General features: G+C 63.7%; 15 protein-coding genes. 7 read left to right on the plus strand and 8 right to left on the minus strand.

Annotated features, from left to right (window positions below; translation table 11 throughout):
* Positions 1–14: 14 nt before the first annotated feature.
* From ACZ1JC_RS04975 to ACZ1JC_RS05000, 6 genes are all read right to left on the minus strand, one after another.
* Positions 15–839 carry an urea amidolyase associated protein UAAP1 gene (locus ACZ1JC_RS04975; RefSeq protein ID WP_465139029.1) on the minus strand — a complete coding sequence of 275 codons (825 nt, stop codon included), beginning with the start codon at positions 837–839 and terminating at the stop codon, positions 15–17.
* Positions 839–1,315 carry a CopG family ribbon-helix-helix protein gene (locus ACZ1JC_RS04980; protein ID WP_465139028.1) on the minus strand — a complete coding sequence of 159 codons (477 nt, stop codon included), beginning with the start codon at positions 1,313–1,315 and terminating at the stop codon, positions 839–841. Before ACZ1JC_RS04980 ends, ACZ1JC_RS04975 begins: the two co-directional genes overlap by 1 nt.
* Positions 1,316–1,327: 12 nt before the next feature.
* Entirely contained in the window at positions 1,328–2,110 is a 783-nt protein-coding gene (locus ACZ1JC_RS04985) for an ATP-binding cassette domain-containing protein (RefSeq protein ID WP_465139027.1), read from the minus strand.
* Positions 2,107–2,922 (minus strand): ABC transporter permease, encoded by an 816-nt coding sequence (locus ACZ1JC_RS04990; protein WP_465139026.1) that lies wholly within the window; start codon positions 2,920–2,922, stop codon positions 2,107–2,109. Before ACZ1JC_RS04990 ends, ACZ1JC_RS04985 begins: the two co-directional genes overlap by 4 nt.
* A 39-nt stretch (positions 2,923–2,961) precedes the next feature.
* The gene (locus ACZ1JC_RS04995) at positions 2,962–4,008 is read right to left on the minus strand and encodes a putative urea ABC transporter substrate-binding protein (RefSeq protein WP_465140293.1); all 1,047 of its coding nucleotides are present in this window, start codon (positions 4,006–4,008) and stop codon (positions 2,962–2,964) included.
* A gap of 150 nt (positions 4,009–4,158) precedes the next feature.
* Positions 4,159–4,641, minus strand: coding sequence for a CopG family ribbon-helix-helix protein (locus tag ACZ1JC_RS05000; RefSeq protein ID WP_465140292.1), 483 nt, complete (start codon positions 4,639–4,641; stop codon positions 4,159–4,161).
* A 437-nt stretch (positions 4,642–5,078) separates the two neighbouring features.
* Here ACZ1JC_RS05000 and ACZ1JC_RS05005 point away from each other — a divergent pair, with 437 nt between their 5' ends.
* Positions 5,079–6,092, plus strand: coding sequence for a sterol desaturase family protein (locus ACZ1JC_RS05005; RefSeq protein ID WP_465139025.1), 1,014 nt, complete (start codon positions 5,079–5,081; stop codon positions 6,090–6,092).
* Positions 6,093–6,358: 266 nt separating this feature from the next.
* The gene (locus ACZ1JC_RS05010; protein ID WP_465139024.1) at positions 6,359–8,740 is read left to right on the plus strand and encodes a TonB-dependent receptor; all 2,382 of its coding nucleotides are present in this window, start codon (positions 6,359–6,361) and stop codon (positions 8,738–8,740) included.
* A 95-nt stretch (positions 8,741–8,835) separates the two neighbouring features.
* Here ACZ1JC_RS05010 and ACZ1JC_RS05015 read toward each other — a convergent pair whose 3' ends face one another.
* Together ACZ1JC_RS05015 and ACZ1JC_RS05020 are read right to left on the minus strand one after the other, a co-directional pair.
* Positions 8,836–10,419 (minus strand): sulfotransferase family protein, encoded by a 1,584-nt coding sequence (locus tag ACZ1JC_RS05015; protein ID WP_465139023.1) that lies wholly within the window; start codon positions 10,417–10,419, stop codon positions 8,836–8,838.
* Positions 10,420–10,747: 328 nt separating this feature from the next.
* Positions 10,748–11,023 (minus strand): hypothetical protein, encoded by a 276-nt coding sequence (locus ACZ1JC_RS05020; protein ID WP_465139022.1) that lies wholly within the window; start codon positions 11,021–11,023, stop codon positions 10,748–10,750.
* A gap of 506 nt (positions 11,024–11,529) precedes the next feature.
* On the opposite strand from ACZ1JC_RS05020, the gene ACZ1JC_RS05025 reads away from it, so the two are divergent.
* The 5 genes from ACZ1JC_RS05025 (at position 11,530) to ACZ1JC_RS05045 (ending at position 15,773) form a co-directional block, all read left to right on the plus strand.
* A complete protein-coding gene (locus tag ACZ1JC_RS05025; RefSeq protein WP_465139021.1) occupies positions 11,530–12,708 on the plus strand; it encodes an acyltransferase family protein in 1,179 nt (392 codons plus the stop codon).
* Between the two features lie 132 nt (positions 12,709–12,840).
* Entirely contained in the window at positions 12,841–12,966 is a 126-nt protein-coding gene (locus ACZ1JC_RS05030; RefSeq protein WP_465139020.1) for a hypothetical protein, read from the plus strand.
* A gap of 7 nt (positions 12,967–12,973) precedes the next feature.
* Positions 12,974–14,566: a sensor histidine kinase gene (locus tag ACZ1JC_RS05035; RefSeq protein ID WP_465139019.1), complete on the plus strand. Its 1,593-nt coding sequence runs from the start codon at positions 12,974–12,976 to the stop codon at positions 14,564–14,566.
* Entirely contained in the window at positions 14,566–15,216 is a 651-nt protein-coding gene (locus ACZ1JC_RS05040; RefSeq protein WP_465139018.1) for a response regulator, read from the plus strand. The genes ACZ1JC_RS05035 and ACZ1JC_RS05040 overlap by 1 nt, the downstream gene beginning before the upstream one ends.
* A 152-nt stretch (positions 15,217–15,368) precedes the next feature.
* On the plus strand, positions 15,369–15,773 hold the full coding sequence (locus ACZ1JC_RS05045) for a hypothetical protein (RefSeq protein WP_465139017.1): 405 nt from the start codon (positions 15,369–15,371) through the stop codon (positions 15,771–15,773).
* The last annotated feature ends 6 nt before the right edge of the window (positions 15,774–15,779 follow it).

Here is a 15,779-nt window from a genome sequence, read left to right on the forward strand (position 1 = left end):
AGCCTGCCCCTCGTTCAGCGGCGGAAGTAGTCTTCGACGTTCTTGAAGGCGCGCAGGCCTTCCGGCGTGGCCGTGCGAACGGCATCGTCCTCACCGGTGACGGGGCCGCGCCAGGCGGTCGCGCGCAGCGGCGTCACCGACCATTCGGGCCGGGGATCGAGCACGTGCGGGCAATTCGCGATGACCACGATCACGTCCATCTCCGCGCGCAGCACCACACTGCGGCCCGGCGCGAAGGGGCCGACCTCAGGCGTGATCGTGCCGTCCGCCTCGATATGCGTGCCCTTGAACAACGTGACACAGGGATGGACGTCGCGGCGGCCCAGCCCATGTTTGGCGGCGCCCAGCAGGAAACGATCGCGCCCATTGGGATGAGGACCGCTATTGCTGCCATCCCCATACTTGGCTGCATTGGTCGCGGCATTGGATGTACCGGCAAAAGTGTCGTGCGTACCGGCATCGTCTTCCAGAATGCTCAGCAACACACGGCCCATGTCCGAAAGCAGCAGCTTGCCCGCGCCCAGATAGGCGTTCCACTGCACTTTCACGGTATCGGCCACGTTCAGCCGCTCGGTCGGCATTTCGGCGTTGAACACCAGCAGCGATGCGCAGGCATCGCCTTTCAGATCGATCAGGCGCAACCGCGTTCCGCGCGACAGGCGGCGCGTGGCGTAACCGCCGGCGGCAATCGTCTCTTCCCACAACAGATCGTCGGTGCTCACACCCGCAGGCAGGTCGTCCGCAACCGGCGGCAGCACCGGCATGGTTTCGACTACCGTACCTTCCATGCTGCGCGCATGGTCCCGCGCGGCCAGGGGATTGGCCAGAATCTCGGTCATCAGATGGCTCCGATCGGTTTGATGGTGTGGCCGTCCTGCTCGTAGAGAGGCGGCAGAAGCGAGGTGGTGGTAACAAGGCCCAGCTGCTGCACACCGCGCACCCGCCGAATGGCGTCGCACAGTTCCTTCAGCCGCACGGCCGGGCCCTGCACCAGCAGAACTTCCAGCGATTGATCGTCTTCCAGCACCACGTGCTGGGAAGAGATCACTTCCTTCAGATAGTGCGCCTGGGTTTGCGAAAGCTGATGGCGCACACGGCCCCGTTCGCTTCGGTAGACCAGGGTAATCGTACCGGCGAGCATCTCGTCCGGACGGGTCAGCGATTCATGCTCTGCAAGAGCATGGCGGATCAGTTCGGCGATCAGCTGGGAACGGGACGGCAATCCGCGTTCCTCCACCATCGTGTCGAGCTGTCTGAAGAGGTCTGCCGGTAGGCTCATGCTGAGCCTTGCCAGGCTGGAAGATTCGGAGCCCATGAACAGACCCTCTCAGTTATTACCTATCGCGTCAATAGTAATACTGTCGATTTTTTCGACGGTTTCCTCGTTCCGTTCGCGCAGGGCCAAATCATAGACGACGGTGGCGCCGAAACGGTGCGGGGCGTGCGGATCGTGGCGGCGCTTGTCGAAGGCGAGCACGCGGGTTCCCAGCGTGAAAGCCTCGCGAATGTCGTGCGTCACCATCACGATGGTCAGCGCATATTCGCTCCAGAGACGGCGGATCAGCAGGTGCATGTCCGCCCGAATACCGGGGTCCAGCGCGCCGAACGGCTCGTCCAGCAGCAGGATGCGCGGGCGTTTGACCAAGGCCTGCGCGATGGCCAGACGCTGCTGCATCCCGCCCGACATCTGCGCGGGATAGAGGTGCATGCTGTCCCCCAGCCCCACCGCCTTGAGCATCTCCGCCGCTTCCTCTTCGGCCGCGCGGCGTTTCGCGCCGAACAATCGGGCGGAGAATGGCGCCTGCGCGCATTCCATGCCGAGCACGACGTTGCGCAGGGCAGACAGGTGCGGAAACACCGAATAGCGCTGGAATACGACGCCGCGATCGGGCCCGCACTCGGGTACGAGCGGCTCCCCGTCGAGCGAGATTTTCCCGCGCGTGGGGGCCTCCTGCCCCAGGATCAGGCGCAGGAAACTGCTCTTCCCCGCTCCCGAAGGCCCGACCACCGACACGAAGGAGCGGGCGTGAATATCGAGGTCCAGCTTCTCGATGACGATCTTGTCGCCATATTCGACCCAGACGTCGCGAAGGGTGAGTAGCGCGCTCAATGGCTCTCTCCATGCGCCCAGGGGAACATTCGCCGGCTCAGGAACGCCAGCGCCACGTCCATGACGATCGCCAGAAAGGCGATCCACGCGACGTAAGGCAGGATGACGTCCATCGAGAGATAGCGGCGGACAAGGAAGATGCGGTAGCCAAGGCCCACATCGGATGCGATCGCCTCTGCAGAGATCAGGAAGACCCATGCCGGCCCCAGCGCCAGCCGCATCGCCTGCAGCAATCTCGGCATCGCCTGCGGCAGCGCCACGCGGATCATCACCTGCCAACTGCTGGCCCCCAAAGTCTGCGCCTTGACGATCTGCTCCCTTGGCAGGGCGGTGACATGAGCCGCGATGTCGCGGATCATTACCGGCGCAATGCCGATGACGATCAGCGCGACCTTGGCGGTTTCCCCCAGCCCCAGTGCAATGAACAGGATCGGCAGCAGCGCGATCGGCGGAATGACGGCAATGCCGGTCACCAGCGGCCCGAAAGTCGCGCGCACTGGTGGCAGCACGCCGAGGGCAAGGCCCACGACGAGCGCCATCAGCGTGGAGATGCCAAGGCCGATGCCCAGACGCTCCAGACTGGCCAGCGTATCCGCCCAGAACACCAGCTGCCCGGTCAATGGATCCGGCTGGGCGATCAGCGCGGACATGGCCTGCACCATCCCGTCGGGCAGCGGCAATATCTTGTCGGCCGGATTGGCGGCATGGCGGCTGGCCGCCAGCACCAGATAGACCACGACCAGCAGCAGGATCGGCGCAGCGCCGAGCAGCAGACGATCGCTTCGCCGAACTTGACGATTCATCCAACGCATTGTCGTCATTTCACCTTGAGGAAGCGGTGCCGAAGCGGATCAGAGCTTGCCGTCGGCCGCCATCTTCATGAAGCTGTCGTCGAAGCGCAGCGTCACGTGCTGCGGATCGCCAAGAGTCTTGCCGCCGGGGAAGGACATGCCCACCGCGTCGGCCGAAGTGGCGCCCTTGAACAGCCCCTTGGAGAAGCTGAAGTCGCGCACGCGGGTCATGGTGGTGATCAACGCCGGCGACGCCGTTGCTGCTACGGCCGCCTTCGGATCGGAATAGAGGTAGGTGGTGGTCAGCTGGCCATCGAACGCTTCCGGCGTGGAGCCGGCCAGCTTCGCCATGGCCGCGCGCGCCGCCTTGCCCTGGGCATCCTGACGCTTCATCAGCGCCACGGTTTCGTACCAGATGCCGGTCAGCGCCTTGCCGAGGTTTGGATTGGCTTTCAGCGTAGCGGTGTCGACCGCCAGCAGGTCGAGAATCTCGCCCGGGATATTGGCCGAACTGAACACTTCCTTCGCGCCGGCCTGTGCCTTCATCACCGAAAGCTGCGGGTTCCAGGCGACGGCGGCGGTGACATCGGGGCTAGCGAAAGCGCCGACGATATCCGCATCGGTGGTGTTCACCGTCTTCACATCGGTAAGCGCCATGCCCGCCGAGCTGAGCCCGCGTGCGAGCAGGTAGTGCGATACCGAAAGCTCTACCAGATTGATCTGCTTACCCTTCAGCGACTTCAGATCGCCGCCGCCCTTCAGCATGATGCCGTCGTTGCCGTTCGAATAATCGCCGACGATGATGGCGCTGGTGTCCTTGCCGCCGGCGGCGGGGATCGTCAGGGCGTCCATGTTGGCGACCGTCACGCCGTCCAGCTTGCCGGCGGTGTACTGGTTCACCGATTCGACGTAGTCATTCACCTGGACGATATTGATCTTCAGACCGTACTTATCCGCCCATTTCTTCACGATGCCGGCCTGCTGCGCATAAGGCCACGGCATCCAGCCGGCGTAGATCGACCAGCCAATATTGAATTCGGTCCGCGGCTTTGCCGCGTCGCTCGAAGTCTGGGAGCAGGCGGTTGTTGCGAGCAACCCCGCAAGCATTGCGATCTTGGCTACCCTACGCATCGGTGACATCATGAATCGGACCCCTTTCGCAATGCAGCATTGCCGCGTTTGAAAGGGTTGTCCATCACAAAATATTACGAGATAGCGACTCTGTAATACTGGCGGGCAAAATTGCCGTTCGCTCCGTCAGGCTGCGGGCTCTTTCGCCGGGCTCTTGCGCGGGCGGGCGGCGCCGTCCGGCTTCTCGGCCGCGCCGGGGCCTTCCTGCTCATGCAATGGCGGCAGCAATGCGGTGGTGGTGACGAGCTGCAACTGATGCACGCCGCGAATCGCGCGCAGCGCATCGCACAGTTCCTTCAGGCGCGCAGCCGGCCCTTGCACCAGCAGCACTTCCATCGATTGGTCGTCCTCAAGGAACACGTGCTGCGAGGATATGACTTCCTTCAGGTATTCGGCCTGGCTCTCCGCCAACTGGTGCCGCACGCGCCCGCGATCGCCCCGATAGACCAGCGTGATCGTGCCGGCCAACATCTCCTCCGGCCGGGTCATCGCCTCATGCTCGGCCAGCGCGTGGCGGATCAGTTCGGCGATCAGTTGCGAGCGGGAAGGCAGGCCGCGCTCCTCCACCATCATGTCCAGCTGGCGGAACAGGTCGGCCGGAAGGCTCATGCTGAGGCGGGCAAGGCTGGCGGGGTCGGTGCTCAAGCGGCAATCCTCTCAACAACGTCACGGCAGCATCACGACAACGCGGCGGCCGCGTGGCAAATTCAGGCGGTCTATGGCCCTATATCAAGCTCCGCGCCGATACCAGTTGCCGTTTCCACACACCGCCGGGCGAATCGGCGCTTTGCGGTCGGCCCGGCGCGGATCGTCCTGCCGCGAACCGTGAGCATCTGTGCAGGATGCGCGCAGGCCCTTTTGGACGAGCCACTGGAATTTCCCCATTTTCAGCCTTTGCCGGCGCGCGGGACCTGTCCGAAAATAATACTCTTGACGGGAAAGGTAATATCCATACCGTGTATCCAGTCGCCGATGAGAGCGAAAGCAAGCGGGAGAGAGAGACTGTAGCATTGGGCCGGATTTCCGGCCCCGATGGGGGATTTTCGATGGAGCACTTGCCGACCAGCAATGCCATTCTTTCGGGCGAAGGGCGATCCGGTATCGCTTTCCCCGAAGCCAGCGCAAATCCCGTTTCCGGATACGTCTCTCCCGCAATGGACAATGCTGGCGAGAGCGCGGGTGCCCGCGCCGGCCTGAAAAACACGATCTTCAATTTCATCCCGCCGGCCATGATCGTCGCGGTCGTGCTGTTCTGGGCCTATGGCCCCCGGTCGTGGATCGAAAGTCCGTGGTCGATCGTGGTTACCTCCGCGCTAATCAGTCTGTTCGTGCAGAGCCTGGAATACGTCAACGAACGCCACCCCGGATGGCGCCTGAACCGGCGCGAGTTCGCGACGGACTTGTTCTACGTGGTGCTGGGCTCCACCGCGATCGCCTGGTGCACCGCGAAACTGGCCGACGATCCGCTACGCGCGCTCAAGCAATCGCTGGGCATCACCACCGATTGGGCCATGCACATGCCTTTCGTGGCGCAAGTGGCGCTGGTGGTGTTCCTGATCGAGTTCGGCCAGTACTGGATGCACCGGGCGATGCACAACTGGACGCCGCTGTGGCTGACCCATGCGCCGCACCACCACATCACCCAGCTCAACGCCATGAAGGGCTATGTCGGCAACCCGATCGAGCTGTTCCTGATCAGCCTGAGCGTCGTGGCGCTGTTCGACCTTCCGGACGCGGCGGTGTTCTGCGCCCTCAATGTGCTGGGCGTCATTTCCACTTTCGCCCATGCCAATGTGCGGTCGGATCCGCCGAAGTTCTATTCGCTGTTTTTCACGACGATCCAGAACCACAGCCTGCACCATTCGGTGGGCTACGAAGAGACGCGCTGCAACTACGCCAACTCGTTGATCCTGATCGATCGCCTGTTCGGCACCTACCGCAACGGCGAATCCGCCGTGGTCGGCCAGGACGAACGCAGGCGACTGTCGATCCCGCAGCAATTCCTGTTTCCGTTCCAACCCATCTTCGCACGGCTAAGGGCGAAACCGGCGGTCCCTTGATCCGCTCCTTGATCCACATCGCATCCCGATAACGACAACAAGCCTACCTCGACCGTCATTCGACTTCGTCGAGACCCAAAAAGCGCGCCGACACAACATCCGCAAAGCGATGGCCGGCACGTCCATTCTACCAAAAAACGCAACGGCCATAGAGTTCTGGCAGGAGCAGGCCACGGCGCAAAGACAACGACCAGATAACAGGGAAGCCTATGTCACATCGCGCAAAAATGAGGGCGGCGCTTCTGTCCGCAACCGTATTTTCAACCATGACGCTCGCCGTTCCGGCACTTGCACAATCCTCGTCGGCAGTGGCTGCAACCGCCCCGCAGGACTCGGCGGCCACCGACCAGGGTGACACCATTATCGTCACCGGTACCCGCCGCAGCACGACGCTGATGGACACGCCGATCAACATTTCGGCGATCGGTTCCGAAGAACTGGCCCGCATGCGGATCAACGACGTTCGCGATCTTGCCGATTTCACCCCCGGCATGACGATTTCGGACACCGGCCCCGGATCGACCGGCACGATCGTTCTGCGCGGCCTGAATGCATCCGACGTGGGCTCTGACGGTTCCAACTACGACGATTCGCTGGGCATCTATCTGGGCGAAGTGCCGCTCTATTACGATTTCAAGCTGCTCGACATCCAGCGCGTGGAAACGCTGCTGGGCCCGCAAGGCACGCTCTACGGCCTGGGCACTCTGGCCGGCGCGATCCGCTACATCCCGAACCGTCCCGACGTGTCGAACTTCGAAGGTTCCGTCCACGGCCGGTTCTACGACAAGGCGCACGCCAGCGATCCCGGCTATCAGCTGGACGGCATGATCAACATCCCGATCGTGAAGGACCATATCGCGTTTCGGTCCTCCACTGGATACTACTACGATCCCGGCTTCATCGACTATCCGCTGATCCTGCAGCAGCCCGGCGTTTCGCTGCCCCAGCCCAGCGGCACCACCGGCGTTACGCCGGAGGACTATCGCGAAAACCTGACCAGCCGGCGCGACCTCAACTTCGAGCGGACCTTCACCACCCGCAACCAGCTGCTGCTGCAGACCAGCGAAGACCTGAAGGCGATCTTCACGTACGCCTTCCAGCGCACCCGGTCGGACGGTTCGCAGTCCAACAGCGCGGGCGTGCTCGGCACCGGCAAGTATGAGAATGCCAGCCGTTACAAGGAGCCGACCAACCGCCGCGCGCACCTGGCCAGCATGGAGATCAACGCGAACATCGCGGACATCGCCGACCTGGTTTCGACCACCGCCTACACCAATGTCCGCGCGAAGAGCCAGAGCGACAATACCGACCTGCTGCTCGACCTCGACTACGATTACGAACTGTTCCCCGCCTTCTCCAGCTGGAACGAATCCGACAACCGCCGCAAGCAGTTCAACCAGGAAATCCGCCTGGTATCGCGCCATGGCGGGCCGTTCAACTGGGTGCTCGGCGGGTTCTACAACCAGCAGAAGATGCACAACGACTATGCCGAGCATGTGCCGGGTCTCTCGGACTTCTACGGAGTAACCGGCAATCCGGACGATCTTGAATACGTCAGCTACACCAAGTCGAAGGTGACGGAGAAGGCGATCTTCGGCGAAGGCACCTTCCACATCACGCCGGAATGGCAGGTGACCGGCGGCGCGCGCTACTTCAAGTACACCTCTGACATTCAGGGTGCGCTGGTGCTGCCGCTGCTGGGCGATCCGCTCAGCCCCTATGACGTCGCTGCGGCGGGCGGCCACGCGAAGCAGGACGGTTGGGTGTGGAAGTTCAACACCTCGTACAACTTCACCCCGGACCTGATGCTCTACGGCACGTACAGCAAGGGTTATCGCATCGGCGGACCCAACAGGGTTGCCCCCTGCCCCGATCCGGTACCGGCCAACCAGCAGAATGCCTGCGCCCTGCCGAATGAACTCCAGTACGGCCCGGACAAGACGCGCAACGCCGAAATCGGCATGCGTATGCAGCTGTTCGACCGCAAGCTGATGTTCAACTTCGACGTCTTCCACATCAAGTGGGACGGCATCCAGGTCGATTCCGCAACGCTCTACGGCGCCACCGGCATCACCGTGAACGGTGGTTCCGCCAAGTCGCAGGGCTTCGAAACCTCGTTCCAGTTCCGGCCGGTGCCGCAACTGGCGATCCAGGGCACCTATTCCTACACCGATGCCAAGCTGACCGAGGATATCCCCGGCATCATCACCATCCGCACGACGCCGAACGATTACGACGCGCGGCCGAAGTTCACGCAGCTCGACGCCCTTTCGGGCGATCGTCTGCCCGGTTCCGCGAAGAATTCGGGTAGCCTGGGCGCCACTTACACCGCGCCGATGAAGGACGGCAGCCTGATCGCGAACTGGACCGCAACCTATCGCGGCAACGTGGTTTCCCGCCTTGGCTGGGATCGGGGCTATGGCGACAAGATCCCCAGCTACGTGCTCCACCGCGCATCGCTGACGTACGAGACCGACAAGTACAGCGTCAGCCTGTTCGCCAACAACATCTTCGACAAGTACGCCGTCGTCTCGGTCGGTTCCGACCGGTCGCGCATCGGCATCAACGACGGCGTTGTCGTTCGCTACTACCGCCAATCCGTGCTCAATCCCCGCACGATCGGCATCGAGGCCAGCATCAAGTACTGATGTTCGGCTGAAACGATTGAGGCGCTTTCCCGCAAGATCGGGAAAGCGCCTCAATTGCATGCAGTACAACCGCTTATCGTCACCAATGCAGCGGTTTATTCGACCGGAATCCCCAGTTCTACCAACCCCCGCTCCGCCAACCATGCGCGCGCCGGTTCCAGCGCTTCGGCGTGGGCGCGCCACTTGCCCAGTCCATCGGAATTGATCGGGCGGCGCACTTGCGCCGCACTGGGGGTGGCGACGGCGGCGCCATTCTCGTGGAACGAAAGGCACGCCTCGTTCCAGTCCAGCCCGCAATAATCGATCAGGCGCCGCGCCTGCCCTTCGAAATCGGCAACCAGCGCCTCATAGGACAATTGCAGCACGCGCCCCGGCCACAAACGCTCCCAAAGCGCCATAAGCCCATCGAAACGCGCGAAATAGCGCGCCGTATCCATCAGATCATACGAATAGGCGTAGTAGGCGGACTGGCTGGCGAAGAGGTTCTTGTAGTTGCTCCAGATCGTGTCCATCGGGTTGCGGCGCAGGCAGACGATCCGGGCATTGGGAAAAGCGCGCGCGATATGGCCGATGTAGAGGAAATTGGCCGGCAACTTGTCGGTGAAGCGCGGCCTTTCTGTCCGCCGGTGATGCGCGGCGCGCGCCAGATAGGCATCGGCGACGGCGACCGGATCGATCTTGGCGCTTGCTGCAACCGTCTCCGGATCGATGATGCGGCGCGACACTGTTCCGGAAAGTTGCTTGACCGCCAGCGGCATGGCCTGAAGTTCGCCCGCCGCCTCTACATCGGGATGCGATGACAGGATGCGATCGACCAGCGTGGTTCCTGTGCGCGGCATCCCTACCACGAAAATGGGCGCTTCCGGCGAGGCGTTCTCGGCCAACCCGCCACAAAGGCCGCCACCCCCGAACACCGCCTCGATCGCATCGAAGATCGCGCGGTCATGGCCGAATTCATACCCCAGCACCTGCTTCTGCGCGGCGTTCGCGGTGGACAGATGGCGGTAGGATCCTGCCGCATCGCCGATGTCCTCCATCTCCTTCGCCAGGGCGTAGCGAATGCGCAGGGCGTTGCTCGGATTGTTCGCCGCGGCCAGGGCGCTTTCAAGGCGGGGCACATGGTTCGCCTGCGCCGTCTGGCGGGACAGGATGGCCAACGCATAATGCGCTCTCCCATTGCCGGCATCGGCGGCAAGGATCGCCTCATAATGCCCGCGCGCTTCCTCCACGCGGCCGGTAAAACCGCTCGCAGCCGCCAGGTTGTAGCGATATTCGGCATTGCCGGGCTCCGCCGCCACCGCCGCCGAAAACGGCGCGATCGACGCTTCATGATCGCCCAGCCGCGTGAGCACGCAGCCGATGGTATCGAGTGTCAGCGCATCGCGCGGGGCCAGGGCCAATGCCGCCCGCGCCGCGTCGCCCGCCTCGCCCTCACGCCGCAACAGCACCAGCAGCCTTGCCAGTTGTGCCAGATGCTCCGGCTGCGGCCCGCGCTTCACGGCGGCTTCCATCAAGGAGATGGCGTGGGTCATCTGCCGCGCTTCGGCCGCGGCCATGCCCAACAGGAAAAACCCCTCCGGCCGATCGGGACGGGCCTGCACAAGCGCCTTTGCGGCATCGGCGACTGCGGGCAAGTCGCCCCGCCGCAAGGCGGCTCTGGCCTGGGCTTCCAAATTCATGGGGCCAGATTCATGAGGTCAGATTCAGGGGGGCAAGATTCACGGGCGCGCCCCGTACCGATTCACGGGCGCGCCCCGTACCGATTTGCGGGCCGAAACAGGACGGCAGCCGCAAGCGGGCGGAAAGGCGCAAGTTCGCAATCAGGAAGATCGGTGAAGGTAAGATCATTTCGCCAGAGCGTGCCCCAAGACGCCGTCGCTTGCTTGGGAAACGAGCCTAGTCACTCGGCCACGCCTTGGCAATTGCTGCATTGCCGAAAGGCGTGCCTTACCGAATGACCGGCTCAGTCGCAGCGCCCCGCCTGCGCCGCCTTGTCAGGCCGCCGATTCAGTTCACCGCATGGATCGCCGGCGTATCGCTGCGCGGTACCGGCGCGCCCTTTTCCTCTCTCCCTATGGCAGAGGCCATGATCGCATCGTGCTCGGCAAATACGCGTTCGATTTCCGCGCGCTTGTCGAAGATCATCCGCGCGACGCCGGCAGTCATCCCGCCTTCATCGCCAACGCGCCCTAGCACGCCGGCAAGATCTTCCAGCGTGGCTTTCTCGGCGCTGCCATGAAGGCCGCCCTTCGAATCCCGATAGGCGATGCATTCGTTTGCCATGCGCAATCTCCTTACTTGCCTGAAGGAAAATGCGCGGGCCGGCCCAGGGTTGCAATTGCGCTATTGAGGTAGGGGAGCAGGCCTATTGATTCCTTGATATTGCCCGATGACGACCCAAACGGATGCTCCAGCGCACCTGGATCCGCTCACTAGCGCCGACAACGTTCTGTATACAGGCCACAATATCTTGGCGCCGATCAAAAAATCTTGGGCCAATAATACTGTTGCCTAACAGAATCGTGCTTAACAACCGGCGATTTCCACGCCTGCCACGATCGCTGCGCCTGCGTTTTTCACAGATTTTTCACGCCTTATTGTCCACCGCGATCACGCGGGGCACGCCGCAACCGGCCCACGCCGACAATCGCGCCTGATCGGACCAACTGACCGCCAGAACGGGCCGGCGGGCCCGAAGTACTCCGCTCCTATTTGCCACCATTGCCGCCCTTCTCGCCGTCCGTACTATTTCGTCGATTGCGCCGATGGTCTCCGGGGAGAGACGAAGCATGATGACGACCCGCCAGCACAACGCCGCCGCCGATGGACGGCAGGACATGCTAGACGGATTGCAGGCGCTGCGCGGCATCGCCGCCGTCATGGTGGTGATCGATCACGCCATGCTGGCGGTGATCCCGTATGATCCGCATTTCGGCCTGGTGGGCGACTTTGCGGGAACGATCGGGAAGATGGGCGTGAACCTGTTCTTCGTGATCAGCGGCTTCATCATGATGTACACGACGGAGCCGACCCGCAGCTATCGCCCCCGGTACAGGTTCGCCGATTTCGCCTGGAAACGCCTGACCCGGCTCGTGCCGCTCTACTGGCTGGCAACGCTGCTGATGATCGCCGTGGGCGCGATGGAAGGGTTTCACTACACCACCGGCCACATCCTGACATCCTTCACGTTCCTGCCGAATTTCGAGGATGCCGTGGATCCCAGGATGACGCCCATCGTCGGCGTAGGCTGGACGATCACCTACGAAATGCTGTTCTACAGCCTCTTCGCGCTGTGCCTGCTGTTCCCCCGCCAGATCGGGCCGGCGGCCTGCATGGCGATCATCGTCGGCATGGTCGCCTGCGGGGCCTTGGCCATCGGGCACGTGCAGGACGCCGAACTGCGCCGGATCGTCGCGTTCTATTCCTACAAGAACATGTTGTTCTTTTCCGTCGGCATCGCGATCGCCATCGGCTTTCGCCGCGTGCCGCAAGTGCCCGGCCCCGTTGCGATCGGCGGTTCGCTGACGCTGATGGTGGCGGCGCTGACGGGCTACTGGGAATTCAGGCTGCAGAACGGCAGCCTTGTCTGGCAGGCGATCTCTTTCCTGACATGCACGTGCGTGGCGCTGCTGGCTGCAGGCAACGGGCACCGCAGCGATATTCCGGCGCGGCGGCTGTTGCTTCATATCGGCAATGCCTCTTTCAGCACCTATCTATTCCACGCCCCGATCATGCACTTCCTGGCGACCCTGTCCGCGCCATGGCTTGCCAAGGGCCATGGCAGCACATTCATGATCGCGGCGGGGCTCGTGTGCCTGGCCGCCGGATCGCTGATCCACACCGGCATCGAGCTGCCGATTACCCGCGCCGTCAGGACCATGCGCCGTCGCCATGGGGGCCGCACCCAAGCCGCCTTCCCGCAGGACCTCCGCCCGCCTACCGCGACGGCGATCGAGGCGCAGGGCTGATCGGGCGGTCGATTTGGTATTACGCCCATTCCCTCCTTGCCCTGTGCGGCGCCCGGCGCGCAACCTTGCACCATCGAGGCTGATGGGGCGGGACAGGACCAGGGCATTCACGCTGCGCGGATGCGGACGGCCATGGTCCGCTTCCAGCCGGCATTCTGGACCCGCGATCTCGATGTCGAAGGCACGATCAATCCCACGGACAGCCACTTGGCCAAGTTCGCGGCCTGCTTCCCGTTCCGGCGTAAAATTCGCCGGTAGCCCCGGCTTGCCGAGCCGGATCAATCAGGCCGATCCGGAGATGCTGATCGCCGCCGCGCGGCTGCTCGCCTCCAGCCTGTCGCTCGTCGCGGTCTATCTCGATCCCACCACCCCGCGCGCCAACGTGACGGAGACCTACACGGTCCTGTGCGGGTATGTCGTCGTCAGCGTGGTTTTCCTGCTTGTGCCCGCACCGCCGCGATGGCGCGAAACCTCACGCATCGTGCAGACCGGCATCGATATCGTGACGCTGGGCGTGCTGGCCCATTATTCGGACGACCTGCAAAGCCCGTTTTTCGTGTTCTTCACGTTCGCGCTGATCAGCGCGACGATGCGCTGGGGCTGGACCGGGGTTCTGGCCACCGCGCTGCTGCTGCAATTCCTGCTTGTCGCCGTTACCATTTCGGACATCCGCGAAGGCAGCGACTGGTCGATGAACGTACTGCTGATGCGGTTCGTCTATGCCTGGGTGGCGGCTCTCATGCTGGGCTTCTTCGGCAGCTATCGCGCCCGCAACGAACGGCGCCTGCAGGAACTGGCGGCATGGCCGATCCATGTCATGCCCGACGACGATCGGCCCTGGCTTGCGGAATCGCTGCAACATGCCGCCAGAGTGCTGGGCACCGATCGCATCGCTGTGGTCTGGCAGGATCAGGAAGACGGCCGGCCGACGATCGCGTTCTGGACGGGCAGCCGCTGCGAGTTCATCGACGGGGTGACGTTCTCGATCGCGCTGGCGGACATGAAGGCCATGGCCGGGGCGGATCCCCACGGCATGCTCGAATGGCTGGGTTCGCAAGTCGACAACGCCGCCTGGACCGACCTGCTGGGCGCCGCGCGGCAATCGCTGCACCTGGCCGAGTTTCAGGGCATCCGCTATCACGGACTGGTCATCGTGATCGACCCGGCCTTCCGGGACGAGAATGTGGAGGCATTCACCCGGATCATCGGCGCGCGGATCGCGCTGGCGCTGGAACAGTTCTCGATAGCCGCCAGCCTGGTTGCCGCCGCCAGCCTGAAGGAACGCGTGCGGGTGATGCGCGATGTTCACGACAGCCTGTTGCAGGATCTGACCGCCGCGTTGTGGCAGATCGATTCCACCGCGGCGGCGCTGCCGCCCGACGCGCAGGCGCCAATGGACCAGGTGCGCAACCTGCTGCGACATCAGCACGCCCGCCTGCGCACCCTGGTCAACGGCACTCGCGCAAGCCCCGTCGCGCCCGGTTCGCTGAAGCGCCAGTTGCTGACCCTGGCCGAGCCGCTTGCCTCGCAATGGGCCTGCCGGCTGGACGTTTCGGTGGAACCGGAAAGCCTTCAGGTGAGCGACGAGACCGCCGCCGAACTGTGCCTCGCCCTGTCGGAAGCCACCGCAAATGCCGTGCGGCACGGATCCGCGGGCGCGCTCAGGATCGACGTCAGCGCCCGCCACGGCGATCTTCATGTGGAGATCGAGGATGACGGTTGCGGGCTGGAAGGCCGCGCCGCCCTGCCCCAATCGCTGTGCGAGCGGATGGCCGATCTCGGCGGTGCGCTTGACGCGACGGACAGCCCGCGCGGTTATCGCCTGCTGCTGACTTTGCCGGTGGAGGCGGGCACCTGATGGTCAACATTGTCGTATGCGATGACCACCACCTGATCCTCAGCGGCATACAGACCCTGCTTGGCGACGATGCGGATCTGAACGTGGTTGCTACCGCGCGCGATGGCGAAACGGCGCTGCGCCACATCCAGCACTATCGCCCGGATATCGCGCTGGTGGATGTGAGCATGCCCGGCCTGGACGGGCTGGGGGTGCTGGCGCGGATCAACCAGAACGGCTGGCCGGTTCGCGTGGTCCTGCTCAGCGCCACGATTTCCGACAGTCAGGTGGTGGAAGCGATTGCCGGCGGGGTGGCCGGCATCATCCTGAAGGACATGGCTTCCACCACGCTGATCGAATGCCTCAGGAAAGTGGCCCGCGGCGGACGCTGGCTGCCACCGCATCTGGTGGCTTCGGCCGTAAGCCGGCACCGGGTGGAAGAGCGGGACGTCTCCCCCTTCGACAGCCTGACGCGGCGCGAATGGGAAGTCACCCGCCTGCTGGCCGAAGGCAAGGCCAACCGCGATATCGCCGCCGACCTGGCGATCAGTCTGGGCACGGTGAAGATCCACTTGCACAGCATCTATTCGAAACTCGGCGCCGACAACCGCACCACGGTTGCCCTGATGGTTGCGCGACATGGCAGTGCGGGGCCTTCTTCCGACGGTTGAAACCCCGTTGCCGCTGCTCAAACGATGCCGGGCTACTCTAGAGAGCTATATCCCCCGATAGATGCCCGTGCGGGCGTAGAGGTGTATCACCAAGTCACGTTCCGGCGTGGATGCGGCGGGACAGTCTCGATCAGCAGCAGAGGGATCCTGCGATGGACGATCAGAGCCCCGACCTGTTCGGTGAATCGCACCGGCGGAACTTCCTCAAGACGGCCGGCCGCTTTGCGCTCACCGTGCCGCCAACCTTGACGGTACTTCTTTCGACTTCGCTATCGTCCCCGGCGATTGCCGCTTCAGGCGGCGGTGGTGGGGGCGGCGGCGGCAGTTCCGGCGGAGGTGGCGGTGACGGCGGCGGTACCGGAGGTGGCGGTATTGGCGGCGGCGATTCAGGCGGCGGCGGCTTCGGCGATGGCGGCGGCAGCGTTGGCGGCGGCGGCGACACGGGTGGCGGCGGTGGCGGCGACACCGGCGGCGGAGGTCACGGCGACACTGGCGGCGGAAGTCACGAGAGCGCAGGCGGCAGTCGCGACAGCGGCGTAAGGCACGAAAAAGGCTGATCGAGC

The sequence above is a fragment of the Sphingomonas sp. BL-S-28 genome (assembly GCF_055521515.1).

What these genes read in the sequence shown, in the direction of transcription:
- ACZ1JC_RS05045 (WP_465139017.1), top strand. Translation starts at nt 15,369, where the DNA reads ATGGACGATCAGAGCCCCGACCTGTTCGGTGAATCGCACCGGCGGAAC.
- ACZ1JC_RS05005 (WP_465139025.1), top strand. Translation starts at nt 5,079, where the DNA reads ATGGAGCACTTGCCGACCAGCAATGCCATTCTTTCGGGCGAAGGGCGA.
- ACZ1JC_RS05015 (WP_465139023.1), bottom strand. Translation starts at nt 10,419, where the DNA reads ATGAATTTGGAAGCCCAGGCCAGAGCCGCCTTGCGGCGGGGCGACTTG.
- ACZ1JC_RS04990 (WP_465139026.1), bottom strand. Translation starts at nt 2,922, where the DNA reads ATGCGTTGGATGAATCGTCAAGTTCGGCGAAGCGATCGTCTGCTGCTC.
- ACZ1JC_RS05010 (WP_465139024.1), top strand. Translation starts at nt 6,359, where the DNA reads ATGACGCTCGCCGTTCCGGCACTTGCACAATCCTCGTCGGCAGTGGCT.
- ACZ1JC_RS05040 (WP_465139018.1), top strand. Translation starts at nt 14,566, where the DNA reads ATGGTCAACATTGTCGTATGCGATGACCACCACCTGATCCTCAGCGGC.
- ACZ1JC_RS04975 (WP_465139029.1), bottom strand. Translation starts at nt 839, where the DNA reads ATGACCGAGATTCTGGCCAATCCCCTGGCCGCGCGGGACCATGCGCGC.
- ACZ1JC_RS05020 (WP_465139022.1), bottom strand. Translation starts at nt 11,023, where the DNA reads ATGGCAAACGAATGCATCGCCTATCGGGATTCGAAGGGCGGCCTTCAT.
- ACZ1JC_RS04995 (WP_465140293.1), bottom strand. Translation starts at nt 4,008, where the DNA reads ATGCTTGCGGGGTTGCTCGCAACAACCGCCTGCTCCCAGACTTCGAGC.
- ACZ1JC_RS05025 (WP_465139021.1), top strand. Translation starts at nt 11,530, where the DNA reads ATGATGACGACCCGCCAGCACAACGCCGCCGCCGATGGACGGCAGGAC.
- ACZ1JC_RS04980 (WP_465139028.1), bottom strand. Translation starts at nt 1,315, where the DNA reads ATGGGCTCCGAATCTTCCAGCCTGGCAAGGCTCAGCATGAGCCTACCG.
- ACZ1JC_RS05030 (WP_465139020.1), top strand. Translation starts at nt 12,841, where the DNA reads ATGGTCCGCTTCCAGCCGGCATTCTGGACCCGCGATCTCGATGTCGAA.
- ACZ1JC_RS05000 (WP_465140292.1), bottom strand. Translation starts at nt 4,641, where the DNA reads ATGAGCCTTCCGGCCGACCTGTTCCGCCAGCTGGACATGATGGTGGAG.